This is a genomic window from Antrihabitans stalactiti, from assembly GCF_012932915.1.
Taxonomy (GTDB): Bacteria; Actinomycetota; Actinomycetes; order Mycobacteriales; family Mycobacteriaceae; genus Antrihabitans; species Antrihabitans stalactiti.
In genome coordinates this window covers 504,180-524,072 of sequence record NZ_VCQU01000004.1, presented here as the reverse complement: position 1 = coordinate 524,072, position 19,893 = coordinate 504,180, and the positions used below count along the sequence as shown (strand labels likewise).

Annotated in this window: 18 protein-coding genes; 14 read left to right on the top strand and 4 right to left on the bottom strand. The window is 64.5% G+C overall.

Features of this window, described 5'->3' with window-relative positions:
• The first annotated feature begins 34 nt into the window (after positions 1 to 34).
• Entirely contained in the window at positions 35 to 790 is a 756-nt protein-coding gene (gene rplQ / locus FGL95_RS14795; RefSeq protein WP_169588003.1) for a 50S ribosomal protein L17, sunset domain variant, read from the top strand.
• Between the two features lie 23 nt (positions 791 to 813).
• Positions 814 to 1,689, top strand: a complete 876-nt coding sequence (truA, locus tag FGL95_RS14790; protein WP_169588000.1) for a tRNA pseudouridine(38-40) synthase TruA — start codon at positions 814 to 816, stop codon at positions 1,687 to 1,689.
• Here truA and FGL95_RS14785 read toward each other — a convergent pair whose 3' ends face one another.
• A complete protein-coding gene (locus FGL95_RS14785) occupies positions 1,690 to 2,352 on the bottom strand; it encodes a GntR family transcriptional regulator (protein WP_338079863.1) in 663 nt (220 codons plus the stop codon).
• Between the two features lie 113 nt (positions 2,353 to 2,465).
• On the opposite strand from FGL95_RS14785, the gene FGL95_RS14780 reads away from it, so the two are divergent.
• From FGL95_RS14780 to FGL95_RS14750, 7 genes are read left to right on the top strand one after another with little or no spacing between them, the layout of a single operon-like run.
• Positions 2,466 to 3,695 carry a sarcosine oxidase subunit beta family protein gene (locus FGL95_RS14780; protein WP_169587998.1) on the top strand — a complete coding sequence of 410 codons (1,230 nt, stop codon included), beginning with the start codon at positions 2,466 to 2,468 and terminating at the stop codon, positions 3,693 to 3,695.
• 10 nt (positions 3,696 to 3,705) lie between these two features.
• Positions 3,706 to 3,984: a sarcosine oxidase subunit delta gene (locus FGL95_RS14775; RefSeq protein WP_169587996.1), complete on the top strand. Its 279-nt coding sequence runs from the start codon at positions 3,706 to 3,708 to the stop codon at positions 3,982 to 3,984.
• Entirely contained in the window at positions 3,981 to 6,803 is a 2,823-nt protein-coding gene (locus tag FGL95_RS14770; protein WP_169587994.1) for a 2Fe-2S iron-sulfur cluster-binding protein, read from the top strand. Before FGL95_RS14775 ends, FGL95_RS14770 begins: the two co-directional genes overlap by 4 nt.
• Entirely contained in the window at positions 6,796 to 7,380 is a 585-nt protein-coding gene (locus FGL95_RS14765; protein WP_169587992.1) for a sarcosine oxidase subunit gamma, read from the top strand. The genes FGL95_RS14770 and FGL95_RS14765 overlap by 8 nt, the downstream gene beginning before the upstream one ends.
• Positions 7,377 to 8,747 (top strand): L-serine ammonia-lyase, encoded by a 1,371-nt coding sequence (locus FGL95_RS14760; RefSeq protein WP_169587990.1) that lies wholly within the window; start codon positions 7,377 to 7,379, stop codon positions 8,745 to 8,747. The genes FGL95_RS14765 and FGL95_RS14760 overlap by 4 nt, the downstream gene beginning before the upstream one ends.
• A 10-nt stretch (positions 8,748 to 8,757) precedes the next feature.
• Entirely contained in the window at positions 8,758 to 9,606 is an 849-nt protein-coding gene (purU, locus tag FGL95_RS14755; protein ID WP_169587988.1) for a formyltetrahydrofolate deformylase, read from the top strand.
• A 26-nt stretch (positions 9,607 to 9,632) separates the two neighbouring features.
• Positions 9,633 to 9,950: a glycine cleavage system protein H gene (locus FGL95_RS14750; RefSeq protein ID WP_169587986.1), complete on the top strand. Its 318-nt coding sequence runs from the start codon at positions 9,633 to 9,635 to the stop codon at positions 9,948 to 9,950.
• 12 nt (positions 9,951 to 9,962) lie between these two features.
• Here FGL95_RS14750 and FGL95_RS14745 read toward each other — a convergent pair whose 3' ends face one another.
• From FGL95_RS14745 to FGL95_RS14735, 3 genes are read right to left on the bottom strand one after another with little or no spacing between them, the layout of a single operon-like run.
• On the bottom strand, positions 9,963 to 10,517 hold the full coding sequence (locus tag FGL95_RS14745; protein ID WP_169587984.1) for a YceI family protein: 555 nt from the start codon (positions 10,515 to 10,517) through the stop codon (positions 9,963 to 9,965).
• Positions 10,514 to 11,707, bottom strand: coding sequence for an FAD-dependent oxidoreductase (locus tag FGL95_RS14740; protein ID WP_169588242.1), 1,194 nt, complete (start codon positions 11,705 to 11,707; stop codon positions 10,514 to 10,516). The genes FGL95_RS14745 and FGL95_RS14740 overlap by 4 nt, the downstream gene beginning before the upstream one ends.
• Positions 11,704 to 12,045: a bifunctional 3-phenylpropionate/cinnamic acid dioxygenase ferredoxin subunit gene (locus FGL95_RS14735; protein WP_169587982.1), complete on the bottom strand. Its 342-nt coding sequence runs from the start codon at positions 12,043 to 12,045 to the stop codon at positions 11,704 to 11,706. Before FGL95_RS14735 ends, FGL95_RS14740 begins: the two co-directional genes overlap by 4 nt.
• A gap of 149 nt (positions 12,046 to 12,194) precedes the next feature.
• On the opposite strand from FGL95_RS14735, the gene FGL95_RS14730 reads away from it, so the two are divergent.
• The 5 genes from FGL95_RS14730 (at position 12,195) to FGL95_RS14710 (ending at position 19,887) form a co-directional block, all read left to right on the top strand.
• Positions 12,195 to 13,013 (top strand): IclR family transcriptional regulator, encoded by an 819-nt coding sequence (locus FGL95_RS14730; protein WP_169587980.1) that lies wholly within the window; start codon positions 12,195 to 12,197, stop codon positions 13,011 to 13,013.
• A gap of 149 nt (positions 13,014 to 13,162) precedes the next feature.
• Complete coding sequence (locus FGL95_RS14725; protein WP_338079862.1) at positions 13,163 to 15,616, top strand: GcvT family protein; 2,454 nt, start codon at positions 13,163 to 13,165, stop codon at positions 15,614 to 15,616.
• Between the two features lie 6 nt (positions 15,617 to 15,622).
• Positions 15,623 to 16,813, top strand: a complete 1,191-nt coding sequence (locus FGL95_RS14720) for an aromatic ring-hydroxylating oxygenase subunit alpha (RefSeq protein ID WP_169587976.1) — start codon at positions 15,623 to 15,625, stop codon at positions 16,811 to 16,813.
• The gene (locus FGL95_RS14715; RefSeq protein ID WP_169587974.1) at positions 16,810 to 18,294 is read left to right on the top strand and encodes an aldehyde dehydrogenase family protein; all 1,485 of its coding nucleotides are present in this window, start codon (positions 16,810 to 16,812) and stop codon (positions 18,292 to 18,294) included. The genes FGL95_RS14720 and FGL95_RS14715 overlap by 4 nt, the downstream gene beginning before the upstream one ends.
• 69 nt (positions 18,295 to 18,363) lie before the next feature.
• The gene (locus FGL95_RS14710; protein WP_169587972.1) at positions 18,364 to 19,887 is read left to right on the top strand and encodes an APC family permease; all 1,524 of its coding nucleotides are present in this window, start codon (positions 18,364 to 18,366) and stop codon (positions 19,885 to 19,887) included.
• Positions 19,888 to 19,893 lie beyond the last annotated feature (6 nt).

Below are 19,893 nucleotides of genomic sequence, written 5' to 3'. Positions count from 1 at the left end.
CTCCGCTCGCTCACATTAATCAGGAGAAACTCCAATGCCCAAGCCCAGTAAGGGTCGCCGTCTAGGCGGGTCGGCTTCGCATCAGAAGGCGATTCTGGCCAACTTGGCCACAGCGCTCTTCGAGCATGGCCGGATCACCACCACGGAGAACAAGGCCAAGCGCCTTCGTCCGTACGCAGAAAAGATCGTCACCCACGCCAAGGCCGGCACCCTCGCGCATCGTCGCGAGGTGCTGAAGGTGATCCGCAACAAGGACGTCGTGCACGCCCTGTTCGCCGAGATCGGTCCCTCGTTCGAGGGTCGTGACGGTGGCTACACGCGGATCATCAAAACCGTTCCCCGTAAGGGTGACAACGCGCCGATGGCGATCATCGAGCTCGTCCGCGAGGCGACCGTCTCCAACGAAGCAAGCCGCGCAACGCGCGTCGCCGCTTCGAAGAAGAAGGCCGACGCAGCACCCGCCAACGTCGTTGCGGCCGTCGAGGCCGACGCGACCGACGCCGAGGTTGCCAACGCGGACGCTGTTGCCGATGGCGTGACCGATCAGTCGTCTGCCGTCGCAGCGTCTGAAGAGGTTGCCCCGGCAGGCAGTCACGCACCGCTCGAAGATGGTTCGCAGCCCGAGGGCTTCCCCATCAAGGGCAATGCCGACTCGATGCTGTACCACGTGCCGGACAGCCGTTTCTACAACTCGACTGTCGCCGAGATCTGGTTCGCCGACGCCGAAGCCGCGGAAGCCGCTGGTTACCAGCTGCCGCCGTCGCAGCGGGAGAAGACCGACGAGTCCTGATTTGTCGGGCTTGTAGGCCAGCAATGACTGATTCGCGCAGTGAGCCCGTCGTTCCCATTGGGGACGGCGGGCTCACTGCTGTGCGTCATCGCCTCGATATCGCTTACGACGGAACCGATTTCAAGGGTTGGGCACGGCAACCCGGCCTGCGAACCGTATGCGGTGTGCTCGAAGAATCGCTGAGCAACGTGCTGCGGCAGCCGGTGCAGCTGACCGTCGCAGGCCGGACCGACGCCGGCGTGCATGCCGAGGGGCAGGTCGCGCACATGGACCTCGTCGACGCGCCTGCCGACCTTGACCGCCTCGTGTTCCGCATGGCCCGGTACTTGCCGACGGACGTCCGGATCACGCGAATCGCTGTGGCGCCGCCGGACTTCGACGCTCGTTTCTCGGCGATGCGTCGCCACTACGTGTACCGCTTGACGACCGCGCCGTTCGGGGCGCAGCCCCTCGCCGCCAGGGGAGTGGTCGCGTGGCGCCGCGACTTGGACGTGGATGCGATGCAGGCCGCCAGCGACGGATTGCTCGGCCTGCACGACTTTTCAGCGTTCTGCCGCCGCCGTGAGGGCGCCACCACGGTCCGTGAGCTGCAGCGATTCGACTGGGAGCGAGACGGCGACCTGCTGACCGCGCGGGTGAGCGCCGATGCATTCTGTTGGTCGATGGTGCGCAGCCTGGTCGGTGCTGTCCTCGCGGTAGGCGAGGGCAGGCGCACTCCGAGTGCGATTGCCGCGCTGCTCGAATTGCGCGAGCGGTCCAGCTCGGTGACCGTGGCGCCGGCGCACGGACTGAGTCTTGTTGGCGTCGACTATCCCGCCGACGACGAACTGGCCGCTCGCAACACCACGACCCGCGAGGTTCGGGCTGCTCTGACACCCGACGGCGGTTGCTGCAGCTAGCTACAACAGCTCGCGAATCGACTTTTCGAAGCCGATCACGTGCGCGAGAGTCAGCTCGGCCGCCCGGTCTGCGTCGCCGTCGACGATCGCGCGCAACAGCGGCGCATGTTCGCGGACGTGCTCGGCGACGTGCGGGAGGCGGTCCAAGAACAGGCACCAGATTCGCGTGGCGTGCGCGTCCTGGGTTATCAACACATCCTCGAGGTACGGGTTACCCGACGCTCGATAGATTTCTCGGTGCACGCGCACGTCGGTCTTCAGCAGGGCGCGGTTGTCGTCGTCATCGTCGCTGATCTGGGTGATCTCGTCGGCCAGTTCGGCTAGCCGCTGCCGAGTAGGTGCCGATGCGGTCCGGGCGGCGCGGGCTGCGGCGATCGGTTCGAGTTGGGTGCGGATTTCCGAGATGTGTGCCAGGTCGGTGATGTCGACGGTGGTTGCGAAGGTTCCGCGACGCGAAAACGACACGATGAGTCGGTCGCGTTCCAGGCGCTTGAGGGCCTCGCGCACGGGCGTCCTGCCGAAGCCGAGTGCGCGCGCCAGGCCTTCGTCGTTGACCGGCTCGTTGGGTCGGATATCGAGCATGACCAGGCGTTCCCGGATGATCTCGTACGCTCGGTCGGCCTCCGACACAGTGCGCTCGACGAACAGCGGCTCCACGCTCACGATGTGCCTCCTCGAATCTTGCCGCACCTGTTGACCTCGGCTAGCGGTGACTCTACTCTAACCTGATACTGATATATCAGTTCGCGGCAACTGTTCGACAGAAGGGAACCGAGATGACTTTGGCCCCCGGCGCGGACCTGCCCGACCATCCAGATTTCCTGTGGCGCAATCCGGAGCCGTGCACGTCGTACGACGTCGTGATCATCGGCGGCGGTGGGCACGGCCTTGCAACGGCGCACTATCTGGCGCAGAACCACGGCATCACGAATGTTGCTGTGCTGGAGAAGGGTTGGCTCGCCGGCGGCAACATGGCCCGCAACACGACGGTCATCCGCTCCAACTATCTCTGGGACGAGAGTTCGGCGATCTACGAGCATTCGCTGAAGTTGTGGGAGGGGCTGGAAGACGACCTCGGCTACCCGATCCTGTTCAGCCAGCGGGGAGTGCTGAACCTCGCCCACAGCCTGCAGGACGTTCGCGACAGCGTGCGCAGAGTAGAAGCCAACCGCCTCAACGGAATCGACGCCGAATGGGTCGGACCCGAGGGCGTCAAGGAGCTGTGCCCGATCGTCAACATCTCCGACAACATCCGCTACCCGGTACTGGGTGCGACCTATCAGCCGCGCGCAGGAATCGCCAAACACGACTATGTCGCTTGGGGTTTCGCTCGGCGAGCCGATGCGGCCGGGGTGGACATCATCCAGGGCTGCGAGGTCGTCGGGTTCGAGACCGACGGGAACCGGGTGACGGGAGTGCGCACGAATCTCGGCACCATCGGTGCGGGGAAGATCGCGCTGTGTGCGGCCGGCCACACGTCCGTGCTGACCGACATGCTGGGGATTGCCGTTCCCGTGCAGAGCCATCCATTGCAGGCGCTGGTCTCGGAGTTGCTGGAACCGGTGCATCCGACCGTCGTGATGTCCAACGCCGTGCACGTTTACGTGTCGCAGGCGCACAAGGGTGAATTGGTGATGGGTGCGGGCATCGACTCCTACAACGGGTTCGGTCAGCGCGGGGCATTTCACATCATCGAGCGTCAGATGGCTGCCGCTGTCGAGCTTTTCCCAATTTTCGCCCGGGCGCACTTGCTGCGCAGCTGGGGCGGAATCGTCGATGTGTGCCCCGATGCCTCACCGATCGTCGGACGCACTCCATACGACAACGTCTATCTCAATTGCGGGTGGGGGACAGGCGGTTTCAAGGCGACTCCGGGCGTCGGCTGGTGTCTGGCGCACACCCTGGCCTACGACGAGCCGCATCCGTACGTCGCACCGTTCAGCCTCGACCGCTTCGTCACAGGCGCGCTCGTGGACGAGCACGGCGCTGCCGCCGTCGCGCATTAGGAGGATGCAAATGCAGTTGATCGAGTGTCCTTGGTGCGGATCACGCGAGGAAACCGAGTTTCACTACGGCGGCCAGGCGCATGTCGCCTACCCGGAGAATCCGGCCGACCTGTCGGACGAGGAATGGGCGCACTACGTGTTCTTCCGCAGCAATCCCAAGGGCACATTCGCCGAACGCTGGTACCACTCGGCCGGGTGTCGCCGATGGTTCAACGCACTCCGCGATACCGCCACCTATCGCTTCCACGGTGTCTACCGTCCCGACGAGCAGAAGCCGGCACTGCCATGACCGCGCCATTTCGCACCGCAGACGGCGGCCGCATCGACCGAAACACCTCGTACGAGTTCACTTTCGGCGGTCGCACCCTGACCGGGCAACGCGGCGATACCTTGGCCTCGGCGCTGCTCGCCAATGGCATCCACGCGATCACGACGAGTATCAAGCTCGGCCGGCCGCGGGGTATCACCGCAGCCTGGGCCGAGGATACGGGTGGCCTCGTCCAGATCGAGCAGCCGTTTCCCGAGCCCATGCTGTCCGCGAGCACGGTCGAGTTGTACGACGGTCTGATCGCTCATGGCATTCCAGGGCAAGGCCGGTTGGCTGATATTCCTGACGAATCACGCTACGACGCCCAGCATCTGCACACCGATCTCCTTGTCGTCGGCGCTGGCCCCGCAGGGCTGACCGCTGCGCTCACCGCAGCGCGCACCGGTGCTCGGGTGGTGCTGATCGACGAGCAGTCCGAGGCAGGCGGCTCGCTGCTCGGGAGCGCGGACACCCTCGACGACGCGCCCGCCATGGAATGGGTGGCCGGCGCGGTGGCCGAGTTGGCTTCCTACCCGGAGGTCCGGCACCTGCAACGCACCACCGCCTTCGGCCACTACGACGACGGTTTCGTGCTCGCTCTGGAACGCCGGACCGACCACCTCGGTTTCGCTGCTCCCAAAAACGTCTCCCGGCAACGGGTGTGGCGAGTCCGAGCGAGCCAGATCGTCATCGCCGCAGGCGCCCACGAACGCCCGGTGGTGTTCGCCGACAACGACCGCCCGGGAATCATGCTCGCGCACGGTGCCCGGACCTTCCTGCATCGGTACGGCGTGAAGGCCGGCGAGAAAGCTGTCGTGTTCACGACCAACGACAGCGCCTACTCGGCGGCCCTGGATCTCGCGACCGCGGGCGTGACCATCGAAGCGATCATCGACGCCCGCGCCGACGGACCTGTCGCGCTGCACCAGGAGTGTGCTCGACGCGGCATTGCGGTCCGCACGAATGCGGCAGTGACCGGAACACTCGGGACCGATCGCATCACCCACGCACTGGTCGGCGACGAGTCGATTGCCTGCGACTTGCTCCTCGTCAGCGGGGGCTGGAATCCGGCGGTGCATCTGTTCAGTCAGGTGCGCGGCAAGCTTTGCTACGACGACCAACTGGGCGCGTTCGTGCCAGGCGAGCGGCTCGGTGGCATCGAGGTCGCCGGGTCTGCCAACGGCGTTCTCGATCTTGCAGGATGTCTGCGCGACGGGGTGCGCGCAGCAATCGATCTCGGGCACGATGCCGGAAACCTCTCATTGCCAACAGCTTCCGACGAAAGCCTCGCGGAGTCGGATCCAGTGGTGTTGTGGCGCGTGGCGTATGGCTCCGAAGCGGACGCGTTCGTCGACCTGCAACGCGATGCGACGGTCGCCGACCTGCGTCGTGCAGTCGGGGCTGGCATGCGTTCGATGGAGCACATCAAGCGCTACACCACGATCGGCACTGCGCACGATCAAGGCAAGACATCCGGAGTGATCTCGTCGGGAATCACCGCCGAACTTCTCGGTGTCGGAATCGAGACCCTGGGCACCACGACGTTTCGTCCGCCGTACACACCGGTTGCGTTCGCCGCGTTGGCAGGCCGTAGCCGGGGCGCGCTCTTCGATCCCGAACGTACGACCGCGCTGCACAACTGGCACGTCGAGCACGGTGCCGTCTTCGAGGACGTCGGCCAGTGGAAGCGGCCACGGTACTATCCGCAGCCGGGCGAGGATATGGATGCCGCCGTGTTGCGCGAATGTGGCGCTGTCAGAGCGTCGGTCGGCATCCTCGATGGTTCGACCCTCGGCAAGATCGATGTGTCTGGAGCCGACGCGGGCGAGCTCCTCGACCGCATCTACACGAACCTGATGAGCAACCTGAAGGTCGGCAGCGTTCGATACGGCGTGATGTGCGGCGTCGACGGAATGGTGATCGACGACGGCACGGTCATGCGGCTCGCGCAGGACCGCTTCATCGTTTTCACCACTACAGGTGGGGCCGCCAAGATTTTGGAGTGGATGGAGGAGTGGCTGCAGACGGAGTGGCCAGACCTGCGGGTCCGGCTGACGTCGGTCACCGAGCATTGGTCGACCTTCCCCGTCGTGGGTCCGCGGTCACGTGACGTTGTCGCGGCTGTTTTCCCCGACCTCGACGTCGCCAACGACGCGTTTCCGTTCATGACGTGGCGCGACACCTGCATCGGCGAAGTGGCTGTACGAGTCGCACGGATCAGCTTCTCCGGCGAGCTTGCCTATGAGGTGAACGTCAACTCCTGGTACGCACCTGCGTTGTGGGAGAGGCTGATCGAGGCCGGACGGCCGTACGCGATCACGCCGTACGGCACCGAAACGATGCACGTCCTGCGTGCCGAGAAGGGCTACCCGATCGTCGGTCAGGACACCGACGGCACGGTCACGCCGCACGACCTCGGAATGGGCTGGGCCGTCTCGAAGAAGAAGCTCGACTTCGTCGGCAAGCGGTCCTTTGCACGCATCGAGAACCAGAATCCGTTGCGGCGGCAGCTCGTCGGGCTGCTACCAGTGGATCGGGATTTCGTCCTGCCGGAAGGCGCCCAGATCATCGAGTACCGCGCCGACGAAACCTTGCCTCCGCCACCGGTGCCGATGCTCGGGTACATCACGTCGAGCTACCGCAGCGCCGAACTCGGCCGGACGTTTGCGCTTGCACTGGTCAAGGCCGGACGATCCCGGATCGGGGAAACCCTGCACGTGCCGATCGGTGCGTCGCTGGTGCCGGTCGAGGTCACCGGGTCCGTGCTTGTCGATCCCGAAGGAGCACGTCGCGATGGCTGAAACATTGGGACGCACAAGCCCACTCGACGCATTCGCGCAGCGTTTTGCGGAACTGCCCGACACTGTGCGCATCGTCGAAGAGCCGTTCCTCACGATGATCGACCTGCGGGCCGACGCCGCCGCTGCGGCCGCGCTCACCACGCAATTGGGGATCGACCTGCCGACCGTGGCGTCGACGTATGCAGTGGCGGGCACGGTGACGGCAATCTGGATGGGCCCGGACGAATGGCTCGTCACCAGCACGACCGACGCCCCCGAGACCTTCGAACGCGAACTGCGCGAAGCGGTTTCCGAGCTCGGTGGCACTGCTGCCGATGTGTCCGCCCAACGGACGACGCTGTGGCTCAGCGGTGCTCACGCCAGGGAGGTCCTCGCCCAGGGCTGCTCGATCGATCTGCACCCACGGGTGTTTGCGGCGAACTCGGCAGTGCAGACCATGCTCGGCCAGGCGAACGTCGTGTTGGCGGCAGGCGACGACACCGGCACTACCTTCCAGATCCTCGTTCGCTCGTCGTTCGCGCACTACCTTGCCGCCTGGCTTCTCGATGCAGCGACCGAATACATCGGCACCCCATGACGATCAGCGTGTTCGATCTGTTCAAGATCGGTATCGGACCGTCGAGTTCGCACACCGTCGGCCCGATGCGCGCGGCTTATCGCTTCGTGACCAGGCTTGCCGACAAGGGGCTGCTGGACGCGACGGCGCACGTGCACGTCGAACTGTTCGGATCGCTGGGCGCGACCGGGCACGGGCACGGCAGTGTCGGTGCGGTCGTCTTGGGCCTCGAAGGTGAGCAGCCGGACTTGGTCGATCCGACCACCACGCACACCCGCGTCGGAACTGTGCGTGCACAACGACGGCTTCGACTCGGCGGTGCGCGCCTGATCGGATTCGACATCGACGACGACATCGTGCTGCACCGTCGCCGCAAGTTGGCCGTCCATCCCAACGGCATGACGTTCGAGGCGCGCAATGCTGGTGGACGGGTGGTCTGCAGTCGCGAGTACTACTCCGTCGGTGGCGGTTTCGTGCTCGACGAGGACGACACAGGCAACGCTGCGATCGTCGAAGACCCTACGCCGGTGCGATATCCCTTCCACTCCGGCGATCAACTGCTCGCGTTGACCCACGAAACCGAACTGAGTATCGGCCAATTGATGCTGGCCAACGAATTGTCGTGGCGCACTGAGGACGAGATTCGGTCCGGCCTCCTGCGCATCTGGTCGGTGATGCAGGAATGCGTCACTCGCGGCTCGCAGACCGGCGGGGTGCTGCCCGGCGGTCTGCGAGTCCGCAGACGAGCGGCCAACCTGCTGGCCACGCTGGAGGCGGCCGACGATCACCACGACGCGTTGCGCGCTATGGAGTGGGTGACCATGTACGCGTTGGCCGTCAACGAGGAGAATGCCGCGGGCGGACGGGTGGTCACGGCGCCGACCAACGGTGCTGCTGGCATCGTTCCCGCGGTCTTGCACTACTACCGACGATTTCTGAACTCGTCAGACGACGGAATCGTCGATTTCTTGCTCACCGCCGGCGCAATCGGGTTGCTGTTCAAAGAGAATGCGTCGATCTCCGGTGCCGAGGTCGGGTGCCAGGGTGAGGTCGGATCGGCCTGCTCGATGGCGGCGGCCGGCTTGGCTGCGGTACTTGGCGGCACTCCGGAACAGATCGAGAACGCTGCCGAGATCGGCATCGAACACAACCTCGGGCTGACCTGCGACCCCGTCGGCGGGCTCGTGCAGATTCCCTGCATCGAACGCAATGCCGTTGGCTCGATCAAAGCAATCACCGCCGCCCGCATGGCAGTTCGGGGCGACGGGCATCACCACGTCACGCTCGACAAGGCGATCAAGACGATGCGCGAGACCGGTGCGGACATGAAAGACAAATACAAGGAGACGGCCCGCGGCGGCCTCGCGCTGAACATCGTCGAATGTTGAAAGGCGACCGATGACAACCAACTTCACGCTCACGTTGACCTGCAAAGAACGCCCGGGAATCGTGCATTCGATCAGCTCGTTCCTCTTCCGGCACGGGTGCGACATCATCGAGCATCAGCAATTCGACGACGTCCTCCGTGGCTCGCTGTTCATGCGAACCGCTTTCGTGTCCGCGCAGGAAGCCGACGTTGCGCAACTGTGTGCCGAGTTCGAGGAAGTGGCAGACGAGTTCGGCACGACGTTCGAGCTCACCGACGACCGGCCGCAACGCGTGCTCGTGATGGTCTCGCGGCTGGGGCACTGTCTCAACGACCTCATCTTCCGTTGGCGCGCGGGCACACTCGGTGCCGAGATCGTCGCCGTCGTCTCCAATCACGAGGATTTGCGACCGATGGCCGAGGCTGTCGGCCTGCCCTATATTCATGTGCCGGTCACGCCAGCGACCAAGCGAGAGGCCGAAGCCCGCTTGCTGGATCTGGTCGATGAATACCAGGCGGACTTGGTTGTCCTCGCGCGCTACATGCAGGTGCTGTCGGACGAGATGTGCACGGCTTTGCGCGGACGCGCAATCAACATCCATCACTCCTTCCTCCCGGGGTTCAAGGGCGCGAAGCCGTATCACCAGGCGTTCGATCGCGGCGTCAAATACGTCGGCGCCACAGCGCATTACGTCACGCCCGATCTCGACGAGGGTCCGATCATCGAGCAAGAAGTGATTCGGATCGACCACACCTACGATCCGCGTCGGCTGGCAACGGTCGGCAGCGACGCCGAAGCCCTCGCACTCTCGCGGGCGGTCCGTTGGCACTGCCAACGCCGCGTTCTGCTCAACGACACGAGCACCGTCGTATTTCGCTGAAAACCCAATCAGAAAGGCATCTTCCGATGGCTACGCAGAACTGGCTGACTGTCGCGACCAGCACCAACTATTTCGACGTGCCCTTGCGAATCAGCATGATGCCCGTCGTTGCGCAGCAGATCGGAGCGGTCTCGGCTGTCGATCTTCCGCGGGTCGGGTCCGTCGTCGAGGCGGGAGCACAATGTGGTGTGGTCGTGTCCGCAGGTGAGTCGACCGGCCTGTACTCACCGGTGACCGGTCGAGTCACCATCGTCAACGACGCGGTGAGTTCCGACCCCGGTTTGGCGGCAGCAGATCCGACCGGCGCTGGGTGGTTGTTTGCGGTGCTGCCGTCACGCGGCTGACCGAACCCAGCCTCAGTCGTCCTTGGCCCGAGTGACGGAGACCGACACGGTCACGGCGTCGACAACTTTGAGAGTTCCTGCAAGCATCGAGAACGGCTTGACGCCGAAATCCGATTGGCGAACTTCGGCCTGGCCGGACAGTCGCCAGGCGTCGCCCACATCATCGAGGCGCACATCGACTACACGCTCATGGCTCTTCCCGTGAATCTCCAGCAGTCCGGTGAGGCGATAGTCGCCCTCGCCGACGTTGTGGACATGGTGTGTGCGGAAATGGATCTGGGGGAACCGCGTGACGTGCAGTGCCTTGAGTGCATTCGTCTTGATGATGGCCCGCTCGGCTCCGGACAGGGGCTTCAAGCCACCGTCGCCCCGCAGCACCTGAAACGAACCAACGTCGACGGTGAGGTCTGCTGCAGCCGGTTCGCCGTCGACGAACGACACCGTGCCCCGCCAGGCGGTCATTGCAATGACCAGCCGGTGACCCATCTTGGCTGCCCGGCCCGCGACTCCGGTGTGAATATGCAGTTCCCCGTCGGATTCGTCGAAATGCCATGCTGTGCGAATCATCGCTGGACAGTAGCGCGCCGACCTCGTTCCAGGTTCTTGCGGTAGCGGGTGAAGAGGCGAGGATTGTCCATCGCGAAGACGGCGACGACCTCGCCGTCACGTTCGTACACCACAGTGAAAGACGCAGTGTCGGCATCACCGTCGACGAACTTGACCTCGTCGGTCCGCCGCCTACGGCCCGCGAATTGCAGCCGTTTGTCGTACTGGTTCGACCAGAAGTACGGCGCAGCCTGCGGGGGATGCGACGCTCCCATGATCGTCCGTGCAGCCGTCTTGGCCTGGGTGGTGGCGTTAGTCCAATGTTCGCTGCGGTGGTGTGCGCCGAGTTCCTCGTCGAAGGATCGGGCGCAGTCGCCGATCGCGTAGATTCCGTCGATCGTCGTGCGGCACAGAGCGTCTGTCACGAAGCCGTTGGCTATCTCGAGTCCGGACTCGGCCGCCCACTCGACGTTCGGAATGGCGCCGATGCCGATGACGACAGCGTCGGCGCGCAACACGAGACCGTTGCCCAACTCGACACCGGTCACTGCGGTTGTCCCGAGCAGCTTCTCGACCGTGACGCCGGTCAGCAGTCCGACGCCGTTGGCGCGATGGCGGGCCGCGCACAGCGAACCGACGTGCGCACCCAGCACGCCCGCGAGCGGCTCGGGCGACACCTCTACGACCGTCACCTCCAGACCGATGGCGGCGGCGGACGATGCCACTTCCGCGCCGATGAAACCGGCTCCGATGACGACGAGCCTGCGCGCCGAGGCCAATGACTTACGCAGTGCGCGCGCATCGTCGAAGGTGCGCAGCGTGTGCACGCCATCGAGCGCGTCGGCACCGGGCAGGGTTCGGGCGCGGGCTCCGGTCGCGATGATCACAGCATCGGCGCGGACCGACGTGCCGTCGTCGGTCTGCACTTCGTGGCCGATCCCGACGGACGAAATTCCTGTTGCACGCAGACCGAGCAGCCAGGTCGCGCCGAGGGCGTCGGTTTCGCCGGCGGCCTCGTCCAGGAGCGCGACGTTGGAATCGTCGCCGGACAGGAATTCCTTCGACAACGGTGGCCGGTCGTAGGGCATGTGCGGCTCGTCACCGATGACGGTGATCGTGCCGGTATAGCCCTCCGATCGCAGTGCGCGGACCGCGGACAGCCCGGCGAGCGATGCGCCGACGATGGCCACGGAGCGCGGCGTCATGGCTATGGCTCGACTGCGACGTAGATTGCACCGTCGACGACGGTGACGCGGTGGGTGCGGACTGGGACCTTCGCAGGCGGGCCCGAGACTGCTCCCGTCCGCAGGTCGAAGCAGGACTCGTGCAGCGGGCACTCCACGGTGCAGCCCTCCGCCCAGCCGTCGGCAAGCGAGGCGTCTTGGTGCGTGCAGGTGTCGTCGATGGCGAATACGCCCTCGTCGGTGTGGAACACCGCAATGGTCGGCAAGCCTGGGTGGGTGATGGTTGTCGCCTCGCCAACCGGAAGATCGGCGGTCGAGCAGACGAAGACGGTCGAGTCTGTGACGGGAGCGGCGGTACCGGTCATCGAAGTTCCTTATTTGAAGCAGCGGGCTTTCGAGCGGAGTTTGTTGCTCCCATTGCAACAGTCGCTCTATACGCAACAGAATGCCGGTTCCGACACTGGCCGTCAAGGGCGGAATCGGACACGTGTGGCCTCGGGGATAACCTGCAGGCATGAGCGATCCCGCGGCCGTCGACGCCGGTCTGGATGGCGACCGGCGATCCGGTGCGGCCGTGCAGTCGGTCGACCGCGCGCTGATGGTCCTCGAGATCCTCGGTGCGCAAGGTTCCGCGGGAATCACCGAAATCGCCGAAGAACTCGGCGTGCACAAGTCGACGGTGTCGCGTCTGGTCGCGGTGCTCGAGGCGCGTGGATTCGTCGAGCAGCTCAGCGATCGCGGCAAGTATCGCCTGGGCTTCACGGTCGTGCGGTTGGCCGGCGCTACGGTCGCCGGACGTGATTTGGCCAAGGCGGCACAAGCGCGCTGCGATGCGCTCGCCCACGAGGTCGGCGAGACGGTGAACCTCGCGATTCTCGAAGGTGACCGCGCGATCAATATCGTCGAGGCGGCCGGTTCAGCGGAGGTCGCTTTACGCACCTGGGTCGGGCAGGCGAGCCCTGCGCATGCGACTTCGAGCGGCAAGATGCTGATCAGCGAACTGACTTCTGCGCAGCTGCGCGAACGGCTCGGCTCCCCGCTCGAACGGTTCACCGACAAGACGATCGTCAGTTACCCGGTACTCGAGCGTGAACTGGCCCTCGTCCGCGAACGGGGTTGGGCGTACACGGTCGAAGAGCTGGAGACCGGCTTGCATGCCGTCGGCGCGCCGGTGCGTGACAACAGCACCAAAATTGTTGCGGCGCTGACTATTTCCGGACCGGCGTATCGAATGCCCGAAGAGCGTTTCGACGCCCTCGCCGCGCACGCAACCGGCGTTGCAAGCGAGATCAGTGCGCGTTTGGGCTACCTGCCGCGAACAAAGCGGCGCTGACCGCTCACCTGCCCGTCATCGGTCGGTAACGGCGGCGAAACCGCCGGCAAAGTTGTCCATTTTTGTAGTTGACAAGGGGCTTTTCGAGGATCACGCTTTGTTGCGTAATGCACATTAAGTTGCGTAATGCGCAACAAGCGGAGGCTCATGTGGCTCAGCCGAAAGTCGTCATCATCGGAGCCGGAATAGTCGGCACATCCCTCGCCGACGAGATCACGCAACGCGGTTGGACCGACGTCGTCGTGGTCGATCGCGGACCGTTGTTCGCGACCGGCGGCTCCACCTCGCATGCGCCGGGCCTCGTCTTCCAGACGAATCCGTCGAAAACCATGAGCGAATTTGCTCGCTATACGGCCGAGAAATTCCTCGCGCTGGAGCACCCCGACGGTTGGTGTTTCAATCCGGTCGGTGGGCTGGAGGTGGCCACCACGCCCGAGCGCTGGACCGACTTGCATCGCAAAGCAGGCTGGGCACGGTCGTGGGGAATCGAGGGCCGCCTGCTCGACCCTGGGGAATGCGCACGCTTGCACCCGCTGCTCGACGCCGACCGGATTCTCGGTGGCTTCCACACGCTCACAGACGGTTTGGCCAAAGCGTTGCGGGCGGCAGAGGCGCAAGCGAAGCGGGCGATCAGCAGGGGAGCGGAGTTTCGGCCGCACCAGGACGTCGTGGAAATTCTGCACAGCGGCTCCCGCGTGACAGGTGTGCGCACAACCGACGGCGTCATCGATGCCGACATCGTGGTGTGTGCTGCCGGCTTCTGGGGCGCGCAGCTCGGCAAGCAGGTCGGCCTCACGATCCCGCTGGTCCCGATGGCGCACCAGTACGCGAGGACCGGCCAGATCGCCGAATTGGTCGGTCGCAATTCCGAACTCGCGGAAGCGGGGCTGCCGATTCTTCGCCATCAGGACCAGGATCTCTACTTCCGCGAGCACGGCGACCGCATCGGCATCGGCTACTACGGACACAAGCCGATGCCGGTCGACATGTCGACGCTGCTGATCGACTCGGCGAACGAGCAGATGCCCTCGATGCTGCCGTTCACCGACGAGGACTTTGCCCCAGCGTGGCTGGAGAGCGCGAAACTGCTTCCTGCTCTGGGCGATTCCAAGATCGAGGAGGCGTTCAACGGCATCTTCTCGTTCACGCCCGACGGCATGTCGATCATGGGCGAGCACCGAGACCTGTCCGGCTTCTGGGTCTCCGAGGCCGTCTGGGTGACGCACTCCGCGGGCGTCGCCAAGGCTATGGCGGAATGGATCACCGAAGGCGCGCCGCACACCGACGTGCACGAATGCGATCTCTACCGTTTCGAAAAGCCGGCGCTCAGTGACGAATTCATCTTGAAGACCAGCTCGCAAGCGTTCGTCGAGGTCTACGACATCATCCATCCGCACCAGTACCGCAACGACCTGCGTGGCCTGCGGACCAGCCCGTTCTATCGGCGTGAGCAAGAACTCGGCGCGTTCTTCTTCGAGGGTGGCTGTTGGGAGCGTCCCGCGTACTACGAGGCGAATGCTCCACTGCTGCAACAACTCGTCGATCGGGGTGTCGAGATCCCGCACCGCGAAGGATGGTCGGCGAGATTCTATTCGCCCATCGCGATCGCCGAGGCAATCTGGACCCGTGAACATGTCGCGATGTTCGACATGACGCCGTTGACGCGATACGAAGTCGCCGGTCCGGGCGCGCTCGCGCTGCTGCAACGACTCACGACCAACAATCTGGACAAGTCCGTCGGCTCGGTCACCTACACCCTCATGCTCGACGAAAACGGTGGTGTTCGAAGCGATCTCACCGTCGCTCGTTTGGAACCGGCCCTGTTCCAGGTCGGCGCGAACGGTCCGCTGGACTTCGATTGGATCTCCCGGCAGCTCCCCGACGACGGTAGCGTCACGCTGCGCGACATCACGGGCAGTACCTGCTGCATCGGGGTGTGGGGACCGGCCGCGCGCGACGTCGTGCAGCCGCTGACGGCCGCCGACATCTCGCACGACAAGTTCAAGTACTTCCGTGCGTTGCAGACCTACCTCGGTCCGATCCCGGTGACGATGATGCGGGTGTCCTATGTCGGCGAGCTCGGCTGGGAGATCTACACGACCGCGGAATACGGCGCTGCGCTGTGGGATCTGCTCTGGGCTGCCGGTCAGGAACACAACGTCGTCGCGGCAGGGCGGATCGCGTTCAACAGTCTGCGCATCGAAAAGGGCTACCGGTCCTGGGGTACGGACATGACCACCGAGCACACTCCGGCTGCCGCAGGCATCGACTTCGCGGTGCGGATGGCGAAGGGTGACTTCATCGGCAAGGCTGCGCTGGAGAGCGCCGGCGCACCCGAGAAGGTGTTGCGCAGCATCGTGTTCGACGACCCCGCGACCGTTGTGCTCGGCAAGGAGCCGGTATCGGTCCACGGTGGGACGGCGGGGTACGTAACCAGCGCGGGCTATTCGCCGACGATCGGCGCGACCATCGCGTATGCGTGGCTGCCCGCCGCGGTCGAACCCGGCGATGACGTGTTCGTCGACTTCCTTGGGACGAGTCACCGGGCGGTGGTGCACACCGAACCGGTAGTCGATCCCGAGATGGCTCGGATTCGGAGGTAGCGGGCGATGACGACAACCGACCTGCCTGAGTCTGTCGGCACGACCTCCCGAGCGCCGTCGCTGATCCCAACGTTGCGCGGCGAATACTATTGCAGCGAAGACATTTTCCGAGCCGAGCAGAGCCGCATCTTCGAAGCGATGTGGTTCTGCGGGGTCCGCTCCAGCGACCTGGAGCACCCGGGAGCGTTCAGGAAGATTCAAGTCGGCAGCGAAAGCGTGCTCATCGTCCGCGGACGCGATGACCAGCTGCGTGCGTTCCTCAACGTCTGCCGCCACCGCGGCGCGATGCTGTGCACCGAGGAATCCGGGCAGGTGCGACGGAATCTGCGGTGCCCGTACCACGCCTGGACCTACGGGCTCGACGGAAAGCTGGTTGCGGCACCGAACCTCTCGTCGCTCAAGGATCTCGAGGGCAACGCGATCGACCGCGTCGAGTTCGGGCTCGTCCCGGTGGCGTTGCGAGAATGGCTCGGCTACGCGTGGGTCTGCCTGGCAGACGAGCCGCCGTCGTTCGAAGCTGAGGTCATGGGCGCGGTCACCGAACGACTCGGTGATCCCGCAGCCATCGACAACTACGGCATCGACCGGCTCGAAGTCGGACGCCGGGTCGTCTACGACGTCGCGGCGAACTGGAAGCTCATCATCGAGAACTTCATGGAGTGCTACCACTGCGCCACGATCCATCCCGAACTCACCGAGGTACTCCCTGAATTCAAGGAGGGGCTTGCGGCGCAGTTCTTCGTCGGCCACGGCGCCGAATTCGGCAGCGACATCGCCGGGTTCACTGTCGACGGCTCGGCTGGGTTCGAGGCGCTGCCGGGGATCGCCGTCGACCAGGACCGCAAGTACTACGCAATCACCGTCCGGCCGACGGTGTTCGTGAACCTCGTGCCCGACCACATCATTTTTCACCGCATGTATCCGATGGCCCACGACCGCACTGTCGTCGAATGCGACTGGCTCTACACCGCCGATGTGGTCGCGGAAGGTCGAGATGTATCACGCTCGGTCGAGCTGTTTCACCGGGTGAACGAGCAAGATTTCGAGGCATGTGAGCGAACTCAACCAGCAATGGCTTCACGCGCCTACCGTCATGGCGGGGTGCTCGTCCCGGCTGAGCATCACATAGGCGAGTTCCACGAGTGGTTACTCGCAAAACTGGGTCATGCGGCAACCGAAGGCGGCGATAGAGCGTGAGCGGTGACATCCCGGATCTCTACATTGCAGGCGAGTGGGTGCATTCGTCCGACGGCGGCACTCGAAAACTGATCAACCCGGCCGACGGCAGTGTCGTTGCGGTCGTCGACGAGGCGACCCCCGACGACGCAGCTCGTGCCGTTGCCGCGGCACGCGCCACCTTCGACGAAGGAAGCTGGCCGGCCACCCCGGTCGCCGACCGCGCCGCCATCCTGGACCGCATCGCCGATCTGCTCGAAAGAGACAAAGAAGCGCTCGCCCGGATCGAAACCGAGGACACCGGTAAGACGTTGGTGGAGAGTCGAATCGACATCGACGACGTCACCTCGGTATTTCGCTACTACGCGCGGCTCGTCGCCGTCGAATCCGACCGACTCGTCGATGTCGGCGATCCGACGGTCATCAGCAGAGTCGTCCGCGAGCCGATCGGCGTGTGCGTGCTGATTGCGCCGTGGAATTACCCGCTGCTGCAGATCTCCTGGAAAATCGCGCCCGCGCTGGCAGCCGGCTGCACCATGGTCGCGAAGCCGAGCGAAGTCACGCCCTTGAGCACCATTGCGTTCGTCCGGCTGGCCGAAGAAGCGGGAGTGCCGCCAGGTGTGCTGAACCTGGTGCAGGGCAGCGGCGCGGTCCTGGGTGACGCCTTGACCGACACCCCCGACGTCGACCTGATCTCCTTTACCGGCGGGCTGGCGACCGGTCGTCGAATCGCCAGTGTTGCTGCGCAACACGTCACGAAATGCGCTGTGGAACTCGGCGGCAAGAACCCGCACATCGTGTTCGCCGATGCCGAGTGGGAGAGTTCGGTCGACCAGGTCGTCACCGGGGTGTTCCTGCACTCGGGGCAGGTGTGCTCGTCGGGAACCAGGCTGATCGTCGAAGAATCGATTGCCGACGATTTCGTCGCCGAACTCGCGAAGCGTGCCGCGAAGATCAAGTTCGGCAACGGACTAGATCCCGCGAGCGAGACCGGTCCGCTGGTGTCCGAGCAGCACCGCGAGAAGGTCGAAGCCTATGTGGCGCTCGGAATTTCGGAGGGCGCGAAGCTGATCGTCGGAGGCGAACGGCCGACCGATCCCGCGTTCGCCAACGGGAGCTACTTCCCGCCGACAATCTTCGATCGCTGTGACCGGACGATGCGAATCGTGCGGGAAGAAACGTTCGGACCGATCCTCACGGTCGAACGGTTCAGCACGGAGGCCGAGGCGATCACGCTCGGCAACGACACCGAATACGGGCTGGCCGCCGGTGTTCGGACGTCCGATGCGGCGCGCGGTGAGCGCGTCGTTCGGGCTTTGCGGCACGGCACGGTCTGGCTGAACGACTTCGGCTACTACACGGCTGCGGCAGAGTGGGGCGGGTTCAAGAAGTCGGGTAACGGGCGCGAGCTCGGTCCGACTGGACTCGCGGAATATCAAGAGATGAAACATATTTGGCACAACACCTCGCCGAAGCCGGCGGGCTGGTTCAAGGGCGACTGACCGTCGCGAGCGTCATTCGGTCGGAACGCCCAGTCCCGGCCCCGCACGTCTGGAGAGAGGCATCAGACCATGGCACTGCAAACCGAGGGTTTGTCGGGAGACAACGGGATGGAGGATTTCGGCTACAAGGAATCCCTCGACCGCAGCATCGGCAAGTTCGCCAGCTTCGCGGCGGGCGTCAGTTACATCTCGATCCTCACCGGCACTTTCCAACTGTTCTACTTCGGGTTCGGCACAGCCGGACCCGCTTATTTGTGGTCGTGGCCGATCGTTTTCGTCGGCCAAATGGCTGTCGCGTTGTGCTTCATGGAGCTCGCGGCGAAGTATCCCGTAGCCGGATCCGTCTACAACTGGGCCAAGATCCTCGGCAGCAAAATCGTCGGCTGGGCATCGGGCTGGCTGATGCTGACCGCGTCCATCGTGACGTTGTCCGCCGTCGTACTCGCGTTGCAACTCAATCTGCCACGGCTGTGGAGTGGCTTCCAGATCATCGGCGACGGCTCCGGTGCGAAGGATTTCGCCGCAAACGCGGTGCTGCTCGGCACCATCTGGATCGTCTTCACCACAGCGGTCAACGCGTGGAGCGTCCGGCTGATGGCGATGATCAACAGCGCAGGCGTCTTTATCGAACTCATCGCGGCGGTGCTCATCGCCTTCATCCTCGCCCTCAACATCGACCGCGGTCCCGATATCTTCTTCTCCACCAACGGCTACGGCGCCGGTGAAAGTGGCGGCTACCTGGGCGCGTTCCTCATCGCCTCGCTCGCGTCGGGGTACGTCATGTACGGCTTCGACACCGCGAGTTCGCTCGGGGAGGAGACGGTCGAACCTCGTCGCACCGCACCGAAGGCCATTCTGCGAGCAATCCTGGCCTCGTTCGTCATCGGCGGTGCGATCTTGGTGTTCGCCGTCATGGCCGCGCCCGACCTGAACGACCCGAAGATCGGCAGCTCCGACGGCAGCCTGCAGTACATCGTCGAACAGGTCATGTGGGGCCCGCTCGGCACCATCTTCCTGATCTGCATCGTCGTCGCCGTGACGGTCTGCTCGCTCGCCGTCCACACAGCAGCGATTCGACTGACGTTCGCCATGGCGCGCGACAACGCACTTCCGTTCGGCGAGAAGCTCGCTCGGGTCCATCCGAAACACCAGACCCCGATCGTTCCGGCGGTCGTGATCGGCGTGATCGCCATTGCCATTCTCGTGGTGAACATCGGTCAGCCGAAGATCTTCACGGTGCTCACGTCGATCGCGATCATCATGATCTACCTGGCCTACCTCATGGTGACCGGACCGCTGCTGAAGAAGCGCCTCAAAGGGGAGTGGCCGCCGAAGGACCTCAAGGCAGGCGGCTACTTCACGATGGGCAAATGGGGGATGCTCGTCAACATCGTGGCTGTGGTGTGGGGGGTCGCGATGGCCTTGAACCTTGCCTGGCCGCGCGAGGCGGTCTACGGCTCGCCTTGGTACAACACCTGGGGTGCGTTCGTCTACATCGGTGTAATCCTCGGGCTCGGTCTGCTCTGGTACGGCGTCAAGGGCCGCAACCACATCGGGACGTTGGCCTCGCACGCCGCCGAAGCGAAGGAGTGAGCTGCG

Bases quoted from the DNA above. Each gene is read 5' to 3' on its own strand.
- rplQ (WP_169588003.1), top strand. From the start codon at position 35: ATGCCCAAGCCCAGTAAGGGTCGCCGTCTAGGCGGGTCGGCTTCGCAT.
- FGL95_RS14750 (WP_169587986.1), top strand. From the start codon at position 9,633: ATGGCTACGCAGAACTGGCTGACTGTCGCGACCAGCACCAACTATTTC.
- FGL95_RS14710 (WP_169587972.1), top strand. From the start codon at position 18,364: ATGGCACTGCAAACCGAGGGTTTGTCGGGAGACAACGGGATGGAGGAT.
- FGL95_RS14735 (WP_169587982.1), bottom strand. From the start codon at position 12,045: ATGACCGGTACCGCCGCTCCCGTCACAGACTCGACCGTCTTCGTCTGC.
- purU (WP_169587988.1), top strand. From the start codon at position 8,758: ATGACAACCAACTTCACGCTCACGTTGACCTGCAAAGAACGCCCGGGA.
- FGL95_RS14720 (WP_169587976.1), top strand. From the start codon at position 15,623: ATGACGACAACCGACCTGCCTGAGTCTGTCGGCACGACCTCCCGAGCG.
- FGL95_RS14730 (WP_169587980.1), top strand. From the start codon at position 12,195: ATGAGCGATCCCGCGGCCGTCGACGCCGGTCTGGATGGCGACCGGCGA.
- FGL95_RS14760 (WP_169587990.1), top strand. From the start codon at position 7,377: ATGACGATCAGCGTGTTCGATCTGTTCAAGATCGGTATCGGACCGTCG.
- truA (WP_169588000.1), top strand. From the start codon at position 814: ATGACTGATTCGCGCAGTGAGCCCGTCGTTCCCATTGGGGACGGCGGG.
- FGL95_RS14775 (WP_169587996.1), top strand. From the start codon at position 3,706: ATGCAGTTGATCGAGTGTCCTTGGTGCGGATCACGCGAGGAAACCGAG.
- FGL95_RS14745 (WP_169587984.1), bottom strand. From the start codon at position 10,517: ATGATTCGCACAGCATGGCATTTCGACGAATCCGACGGGGAACTGCAT.
- FGL95_RS14765 (WP_169587992.1), top strand. From the start codon at position 6,796: ATGGCTGAAACATTGGGACGCACAAGCCCACTCGACGCATTCGCGCAG.
- FGL95_RS14780 (WP_169587998.1), top strand. From the start codon at position 2,466: ATGACTTTGGCCCCCGGCGCGGACCTGCCCGACCATCCAGATTTCCTG.
- FGL95_RS14770 (WP_169587994.1), top strand. From the start codon at position 3,981: ATGACCGCGCCATTTCGCACCGCAGACGGCGGCCGCATCGACCGAAAC.